Raw genomic sequence first — 8534 nt, 5'->3', positions numbered from 1 at the left:
CTTCGGATGCCGATACCGTCTGCGTGAGGTCAAAGCGCAAGAGCGTGCCGCCGCCGCGCACTTCAAACTGGCTGACGGCCGTGTCGTCCACACCATCGCCGTTGGAGTCACTCGTCACGTTCGCCGCGGTGACCACGCTGGTCAGCGAATCATCGGGCCCGAACACGTCCTGCCAGGCTTGGATCGTGGAGAGCAGTTCACGCTTGCCCGCGTCACGCTCGAAGTAGAAGAACCCCGACGTGAAGGCCACGAGATCGGCGCCAAACCCTACGGGATTGAACAGGTCTTCGAACTGAGCCTCGAACGCTCCCCAGGAGCCGAACTCGTCGGCGGAGACGCGGAGATAACCGTCCGCGTTGAAGTCTGGGCCGGTGGCCAGCGTCGCTGGCGCGGCGGGTGAGTTGGTGGTGTTGTTGTCAGCGCTGTTGCCGCTGCCTTCGTTGTAGTCTGCTAGTGCCGTGCCGGCGCCCACCATTAATGTGGTGCCCAGCGCTACGGCACACGCGTGCGCGAGTGTCCTATTCATCAGTGTCCCCTTGAAGCCAGGCAGGTGCGATCGTCTCCCTACGTTCGAACCAGCCTCACGGTGTTGATGGCACCGACCCTCCCATCCTTAGGATCGCGCGCCGTGACCTCCCTGTCATTCGGCACGGGCGAACGCCCGCGCTGATTTGACAGTGTCACACCGATGATTCCGCAAGGAAAGCGTCGTTTTCGTGCTGCGGCTGCAGCACGCGTGCGCTATGCGGCAGTGCGTGAAGTCAGAAATCGGTGCCAACGCGCGAATACCCCCATCAGGCACGTGCCGCCTGTGGTCGGCACTTCGCCGCCTACGCGCTGAGGGAGACAACGATGACAATAACGACTGGCACGTACCCCGCCGGGATTCTCACCGACCCGCTATTCACCGATCTTCTGAGCGATCCGCAGCAGCGATCACCCAGGGGCCTCGGCCCCAGGGAGTCGTTGGAGGCTACAATGACCGCGCGGCGGTCCTCGTCGGCGCTGAGCGGCGTGCCCAGCACCGCCGCCTCGTGGGTGCGACGATTGACGTACCGCTGTCGCTACGGATCAGGGATGAACGACGCCTCGCCAGCCAACGCCAGGGCAGCGGACGCCCGCCTGCTCACCGACGCCCTCGCTGGCGATCGTGCCCAGCTGAAGACGCTGCTCGATCGACTCACGCCCATCGTGCAAGCACGCGTGGCGCGCTGCCTGCTGCGCGCCGGCCAGGCCCGCGACGTACGACGCGACGTGGAAGACCTCACGCAGGACGCTCTGGTCGAGCTGTTCGCCAATGACGCCCGCATCCTGCACGCGTGGCGCGACGATGCGGGCCTTTCCTTGAACAACTACGTCGGCCTGGTCACCGAGCGGCGCACCATCTCCGCCCTGCGCAGCGCCAAGCGCAACCCCTGGCGCGAGCAGCAGAGCGATGCGGATGCGCCGGAAGCGGTCGACACCACCCCGGCGGTCGAGCGGCGGGTGCTGGCGGGCGATCTTCTCGAGCGCATGCTCACGCGCCTGCGGGAGAGCCTCACGCCCCTCGGCTTCCACCTGTTCGAACTGCTCTACGTGCAGGAGTTGGACACGCCCCAGGTGTGCGCCGCGACGGAGCTCTCCCCGGAGGCCGTCTACGCCTGGCGCAGCCGCTTGCGCCGCGCTGCACGCCAGGTGCATGCGGAACTCATGTCAGATTCGCCCGCCAGCGGGCGAAGTTCACCCCAGTAGCCCCAAATCGCTCAGTTATGAACGAAGAAGACGATCTGTTGACCTCCATGGCGACCCAACGACGCGAAGACGACGCCGACTGGCAGTCGACCTTGGCGCGCCTGGGCCTCGAGGAAACGCTGTTGGAGCAATACGCCGCCGGCACGCTCGGTGCGCAGGAGCGAGATCGTCTCGAGTCGATCGCCCACGGCAACGAGGAAGCGAAGCGAATCCTCACCGCGTATGCGCCGCTTGCCGATACCTTCCAAAGTGCGTTGCTGGATCGCGTGGCCGCGACCCTGGACGAGGCACCGGCGGCCGCGGTCCCGCAAGAGGCGGCGCCGAGCGCTTCGGTGACGCCGCTCACGCCGAAGGCCGAACGGCGCCGCGGCTGGCGACCGGCCGTGGCGATCCCCTCGGCCCTGGCCGCAGGGCTACTGATCGCCGTGCTGCTCCCCGCACTGCTCACGGGGCCCACACCGCGCCAGGCACTGCCCGACTACGTGCTGCAGGTTGGCGGCATGACCGCTGAGCTGCGCTCAGATCCGACCCAGGATGTGCGCGTCACGCCCACCAGCCCCACCCCCGCCGCGGTGGCCGTGGCGCCCGGCAATCAACTGCGCCTGCTGATGACCCCCGGCACCGAGAGCGAAGCGCAGGTGAGCGCTCGCCTCTACCTGCAAGCGAGCACCCAGACGACGCCGCAGGCCCTGCCCCTCGACGCCTCCCTCGTGCGCACCTCGCCGAGCGGCGCCGTGCGCATCGAGGCCCGGGTGGGGGAACAGCTGCCCTTGCCGAACGGCAGCTCCCGTCTGCTCATCGTCGTCGGCCAAGAAGATGCGCTGCCGACCGCCGCCACGCTAGCGGGGTTGATCGGTGAGTACGGGGGGGTCGACGGCGGACAGTGGCAGGCCTTCGCGCTCGACATCACCCTGAGCGAGTAGTGAGGCGACGACGCTCATGCACGGTTCAGGCTCCATCGCCCTCGTCCTCCTGAGCGCCATCACTGCCCTGACCCTGACGGCGTGCTCGCGCGAGGAAGCACCGCCCGAAGCGTCTTCCCGTGCCACCGCCAGCCCGCCGTGGCAAACGCCCCTCTTCACCGGGTGCGATAGCGTGCTGGCGGGCCCGATCTGCCTGCTCAACGAAGGCGCGCCCGTGCACGTCTGGCTGCCGCACCCGAGCGCAGCGCTGGAGATCACCGGCGGCGAGCTGTCGGACCAACGCACCGTCGACGGCGGGCGCTACCTCACGATTCTGCCCAAGCGACTGCCCGGCACCCTCGGTGTAATCGGCGCAGAGGCCAGCGCGCGTTGGCGCCTCGATCTCGCCAACAGCACCGCGATCGAACCTGTCCTCAGCGAGGCCAGAGCGTTGCGCGCACAACGTGATCTCGAGCGGGCCATCGACACGGTTACCCCCCTGAGTGACGACCAGCACCATCCCCGCCAGATCCTCGCCACAGCCTACGCATCCCATTGGGCGGGGCTCGCCAACCTCGCGGCCGGCGATGCCGACGGCGCCCTGACCCTGCTCCATCGCGCCGTCGAACACTACGCCCGGGCGGACCGTCCGGAAGATCTTATCGATGGCGCCACCGTCGCCCTCTACCTGCACCTGCACCGCAGTGAGTTCGCCGAGGCCGGGGCGCTCCTCGAGCGAATCCGACCCGAGGCCACGGACCTCGACCAGCTCGGTGGCCAGGGGCGCTACCTGCTGGCGTACTACACCGGCGCCCTTGCCAGCCACGTCGGGGACTACCGCAACGCCCTCAGCCACCTGCAGCGGGCCGCGAGCACCGCACGGCGCCTCGAACTGCACGGCCATCGGCAGCTCGCCGAACAGTGGCTGGCGTTGCAGCTCCAGGCCGTGGGCCGCCGTGAGGAGGCGGATAAGCTGCTGGTCGCGCTCTCTGCTCGCGCCAGCGGCCTGTCGGGGTCGTGCGCGCGGGCTCAGCTTGCGAACAATATCGGCTGGAATCGACTGTTGGCCCTGGAGTCACGCCAGGCCGCGCTCGACCCACTCCCTCCCCTGCGCGACGCCCTCACCGCGTACCAGGACCCGGCTTGCCAAGCGACGCGCGAGCAACTGGCTAACGCCCGAATCAACCTCAGCCTCGCCTACCTGCACGGGGGCGACGTCGACGCCGCCACGCGCCTGCTCGACACCCTGCTCGATGAGGGCGATCTCGCGCCCGAACTCGCCCATTGGCTGCACGATGCACGGGGCCGGGTGGCTCTCGAGCGCCAGGACCCTGAGGCGGCCCTGCTCGCCTACGATGCCCTCGCGCAGCTCGCGCAGCAGCGCTACGACGACCAGGCGCGCTGGCGCGCACAGGCAGGCCGCGCGCAAGCGTTCGAAACCCTCGGCGAGATCGATGCCGCCCTCGACGCGTACGGCCAGGCCGAAGCGTTGCTCGCGTCGCAGACCGTGCAGGTGCCGGTCAATGCCGGCCGCGAGACGTTCCTGGCCCGCCACCGATGGGTCACCCTCGCCTACCTGCGCCTACTCATCGACCACGGGCACCTCGCCGAAGCCTACGGCGTCGCCCGGGATGCGCGGAGTCGGACCCTGCGCAGCCTGCGGCGAGCGGATCGCCTGGCCGCCCTAGACGACGATGAGCGCAACCGCTGGCGGGAGGCGATGGCGGCCTACGTGCGGGCCCGCGACCAGCTGGCGGCGGAGGCGGCGCAGGACTGGACGCTGCCAGCCGACGCCCTGGGGCCCACGCGCGCCGCCCGCGAAACACTCGCCTCGGAGCTTCACCGCACGCTCGATGGCGCCTTCGCCGTCCTCGACCGTGCCCCGGATCCCGAGGCAGGCGGGCGACGGCCGCGCGTCGCGGGCGAAACCCAGCTCCTCTTCTTCGCCACCGACGAGGACAGTCACGAGGACACGCGGTGGCTGGTCTTCGCCCAGAGCGACCAGGGGCTCGAGGCCGCGGAGGTGGCTTGCCCGCAGTACGCCCTCGCCGATCCACAGCTGCACGGTGGCGCCCTCAGCGCCTGCCTGTTGGAACCGTTCGCATCGGCGATCGACGGCGCTCGCCAGCTGCGCTTGCTTACCTCCGGCGCCCTGAACAATCTCGACTTCCACGCCTTGCCTTGGGGTGAAGCGCCCCTGCTCGTGCACGCGCCCGTGAGCTACGCGCTGGATACGGCGGCCGCCCAAACCCTGTCCCCGCCGCCCCCCGCACCCAGTGCGCTCATCGTCGGGGATCCGCGCGGCGACTTACCCGCCGCACGCGAGGAGGCCCAGCGGGTCGCCACCCTGCTCACCCAACAGCGACCGAAGGCACCGCACATGCTGCTCGGATCCGACGCCAGCCTGGCGCGCATGCGCGCTGCGCTGGAGGAGGCGGATCTGTTCCACTACGCCGGCCACGCCATGTTCGGCGGCCGTGGGGGCTGGGACAGCACCTTGCCGCTCGCCGGCGAGACCACCTTCACGGTGGGCGACATCCTCGCCTTGAGACGCGCCCCCACCCAGGTGGTGCTGTCCGGCTGCGAGACCGGCCGCGCGGAAGAAGGTGCCGCCGTGAGCCAAGGCATCGGCATCGCCCACGCCTTCCTGGCCGCGGGCAGTCATTCGGTGATCGCGGCCACGCGTCCGGTGCACGACGACATCGCCAACGCCCTCGTCACCGCCCTCTACGAACGCTGGCGCCCGGGCGCAGATGTGGGCGAGTCCCTGCGCGAGGCGCAGCTCGCCCTGGCTCGCCAGGCGCCGGAGGGGGACTGGTTCAGCTTCCGACACATCACCCTATGACCACGACTAACGCTCACACAGCGCATCGGACTAGACGCCAAAAATACCGGCCAGCAACGCACTGGCAAAGGAGACTCCACATGCACTTCCTGATCACGGCTCGACGAGCCACCGCCGGCCTAGCAATATTATTCGCATGCCTTGGCACGACTGCCATGGCTGCCCCCGAAGACCCTCCGATCAACACGGGCGAGGCCCGCATCCTATGGCGCTGGGTGGGCACCAGCACCAACCCCGGGCAACCGTGTCCGCCCGCAACGGGGTGGGAGGTGGAGCGCTTGTTCGAGGATCCGGAACTGCCCGTGCCACCGCCCGGGCTTGCCCGCTACTGCGTCTACGAGTTGCCGGACGACGTGCCCTTCACCGCCGAGCTGCGCGGCAACTTGCAGGCCCGCGTTGGCGATGGCTCCCTGAGCGCCATCGAACCGGATCAGATGGTTCTGTCGGCGGAGGCTGAGGGGCAGCTCCCGCAGCGCCTGTTCCGCCAGCTGAGCGAACACTTCCTGCGCGAAGCGGGGCAGACGGTCGATCCGGTCGACTACCCTGACGGCCCCAACACCGTGCGCCTGACCCTGCTCGACACCCAGCCCACGGGCGTGGATCCCGAGCAGTTCACGCAGTACACCTCAGCCCACGGCTACACGCTCGCGACGCTGATCGAGCGCATGATCTGCAACGGGACGGCAGACGACTGTGCCGCCGACGTGCGCACGCGCCTCACCCTGGGCAACGTGTGCTTCGACCAGCGGACCAAGGACAGCGCCTGCCGCAACGGCCTCAACGGCGGCTGGTTCGGCGCGCAAACCGATCTGGCTCGCGCCATCCGCAACGAGGTGAGGGAATGGACGGCGCAGACAAACCCAGGCGTAGGCGATGAGCAGCAACACCTCATCCTCAACCTGTCGCTCGGGTGGAACCGCCGCTTCGGCGGCAACCAGGGCTTTCCCGCCATGCCCCTGGCGGTGGCGTCCGTCTACTCGGCGCTGCAGGACGCCAGCTGCCGTGGCGCCCTCGTGTTCGCCGCGGCGGGCAATCAGCACGGCGGCCCCGACGAACCGGGCGGCCCCATGTACCCCGCAGCGTGGGAGCAACAGCGTGCCCCGAGCTTCATCCAGTGCCGGGTGCAGCTCGTCGAATCCACCGCCTACGTCCCGCGTTGGGCATTCCCTACGCAGGCCTTCATGGCCAACAACCGCCCCCTGGTAGTGGCTACCGGCGGTGTGCGCGTAGACAACTCGATCATCTTCAACGGTCGCCCCAATGGCGGCGAACCCACCCTGGTCGCCTTCGCCGACCACGCTGCCACCGAATCGCTGGCGATCCCGAACACGCCCACAGTCACCCTCACGGGCACGTCCGTGGCGAGTGCCGTCGTCTCCGCGGCAGCGGCCGTCGGCTGGCGCTTCGAGAACGCGCTGCGCACCCGGACGCTGCTGGACAACATCGCCGCATCGGGTACCGACCTCGGGCGTGAAGCTGATTTTTGTCTGGACGGCCGAGGGGGCGGCGCGAACGCCTGTCCGTCCCCGGTGCCGACCGTGCAACGGGTCAGCCTCTGCGCCACCATCGAATGCGTGCGCGATGGCAACTGCACGGGGCCTTACCTCACCTGTCCCACCTCGGTCCGTCTGGCGCTGACGGGGGTGGAGGACATCGCCCCTGACACGGACTTCACCACGATCACCGATACGCTCACGGACCCGGACTGCGACGGCATCGTCACCCACTACGATCCCTTGGAAGGCATCCCCGCCAACCCGTGCATCTCCAAGCAGTACCACGGCATCAACGCCGTGCCCTGGGTGGACCCACAGCCTGGAGACTTGCCCTGCCCTAACTGTTTCGTTCAGTTCATGAGCCCGGGCATCTTCTACTACGAGATCGATCCGCTCCTGTTCGAGGACTTCACGGATATCACGCTCCTGTGCGGCAACGATGCTTTCGTGCTGCCCTTCGACTCACTCGCGTCTGGCGTATTCGGGGCCATGGACAACGTGGAATGCCCCGTGGCGGAGCCGGTGCAGCTGCTCTCACGCGACAGCGACGGTCGCACGCACATATCGCCCGTGCTCTACATCGACCCGCTGACGGCGGGCCCGAGCCGGCAGTAACTGGAGGGCGAAAAAAAGGTCCGGCGCGGGGGGAGCGCCAGACCGGACAAAAAAACGCCTGGATGATCCGGGGGTCCGCGCGCCCGCGAAGGTTGGCTGACCGGGGTGCCAAGTGTGAGCGCGCGGCGGACCATCCAGACGAACTGCGCAGGCCCATTCCCGGCCAAGCCTGCTTGTTCCTGTAGGGGAGACGGACATCGCGAACGAATCCGACTACCCCGTCCTTCTGGTTAGTGCCCCCATAGGCGAATTCTTCGCACCCTTTGGCCCACCGACCTGACGAGCGGTCGACCCAGCCCTGCCTAGGCCGAGAGCAGTGCAGCAAACACGCCCAATCTTCGCGCGATAACGTTATGACATATCGTCTTCCGGCGGCCGACAGCGCCGCTGGGCCTCGTCCACGATCTCCCGATCGAACTCGATGGCCGAGTCGAAGAACAGGGCGTTGCTGTAGACGCGCTCCGTACCGTGGAAGTACGCGCGGAAGTTGGGTACGTCGGCAAACAGGATCAACCGACCTCGCCCCACCGGCTCCGCGACGATCGCCGCGCTGCCCCCCAATCGCTTCGCGTTCTCGGGGGACACGAACCCAGACATCACGGTCGCCTCTTCGTCGTAAACGGCCACGTTGGCGAACCGATCGGCGACGCGACGCAGGCGCAGCTCGCCCTTGTGAAAGGTCGGCAACCGCTCATCGGGCACGCCGAAGGCGAGGGGATGACCGAGGTCGATCTTCGCCGAGAGGATCGCCCCGGCGATGCGCTCGCGCTGGAGCACCTCGGCGCGATCTGCGTAGCTGGCCGGCGTCCCAGCCGGTGGCAGTTCGCTCACCTTGAGGCGCGTCACGGGCTGCTCGGCCCACCACTTCACGGCGCGGCGCTGAGCGATGACCGTGCCGCCGCCGCACGCATAGTCACGTAGACGCTCTGCGACTTGCTCATCGAG

6 protein-coding genes are annotated in these 8534 nt (G+C 68.4%); 4 read left to right on the top strand and 2 right to left on the bottom strand.

What is annotated here, in order from left to right:
* Window positions 1–526 (bottom strand): hypothetical protein (locus AAF184_23465; protein ID MEO0425315.1); only part of this gene is annotated, 526 nt, incomplete at its 3' end.
* A gap of 551 nt (window positions 527–1077) precedes the next feature.
* Here AAF184_23465 and AAF184_23460 point away from each other — a divergent pair.
* From AAF184_23460 to AAF184_23445, 4 genes are all read left to right on the top strand, one after another.
* A complete protein-coding gene (locus AAF184_23460) occupies window positions 1078–1731 on the top strand; it encodes a sigma-70 family RNA polymerase sigma factor (GenBank protein MEO0425314.1) in 654 nt (217 codons plus the stop codon).
* Between the two features lie 17 nt (window positions 1732–1748).
* The gene (locus AAF184_23455; GenBank protein ID MEO0425313.1) at window positions 1749–2654 is read left to right on the top strand and encodes a hypothetical protein; all 906 of its coding nucleotides are present in this window, start codon (window positions 1749–1751) and stop codon (window positions 2652–2654) included.
* 16 nt (window positions 2655–2670) lie between these two features.
* A complete protein-coding gene (locus AAF184_23450) occupies window positions 2671–5478 on the top strand; it encodes a CHAT domain-containing protein (protein ID MEO0425312.1) in 2808 nt (935 codons plus the stop codon).
* A gap of 155 nt (window positions 5479–5633) precedes the next feature.
* Window positions 5634–7589 (top strand): S8/S53 family peptidase, encoded by a 1956-nt coding sequence (locus AAF184_23445; protein MEO0425311.1) that lies wholly within the window; start codon window positions 5634–5636, stop codon window positions 7587–7589.
* Between the two features lie 351 nt (window positions 7590–7940).
* Here the strand turns inward: AAF184_23445 and AAF184_23440 are convergent.
* Window positions 7941–8534 (bottom strand): hypothetical protein (locus tag AAF184_23440; protein MEO0425310.1); only part of this gene is annotated, 594 nt, incomplete at its 5' end.

Source organism: Pseudomonadota bacterium (assembly GCA_039815145.1).
Classification (GTDB): domain Bacteria; phylum Pseudomonadota; class Gammaproteobacteria; order Steroidobacterales; family JBCBZW01; genus JBCBZW01.
Note: the sequence above shows the minus strand (reverse complement) of the source record. Positions and strands in the feature narration are given on the sequence as shown.

Excerpts from the sequence above, each read along its gene's own strand:
- AAF184_23460 (MEO0425314.1), top strand. The coding sequence starts at position 1,078 with ATGAACGACGCCTCGCCAGCCAACGCCAGGGCAGCGGACGCCCGCCTG.
- AAF184_23455 (MEO0425313.1), top strand. The coding sequence starts at position 1,749 with ATGAACGAAGAAGACGATCTGTTGACCTCCATGGCGACCCAACGACGC.
- AAF184_23450 (MEO0425312.1), top strand. The coding sequence starts at position 2,671 with ATGCACGGTTCAGGCTCCATCGCCCTCGTCCTCCTGAGCGCCATCACT.
- AAF184_23445 (MEO0425311.1), top strand. The coding sequence starts at position 5,634 with ATGGCTGCCCCCGAAGACCCTCCGATCAACACGGGCGAGGCCCGCATC.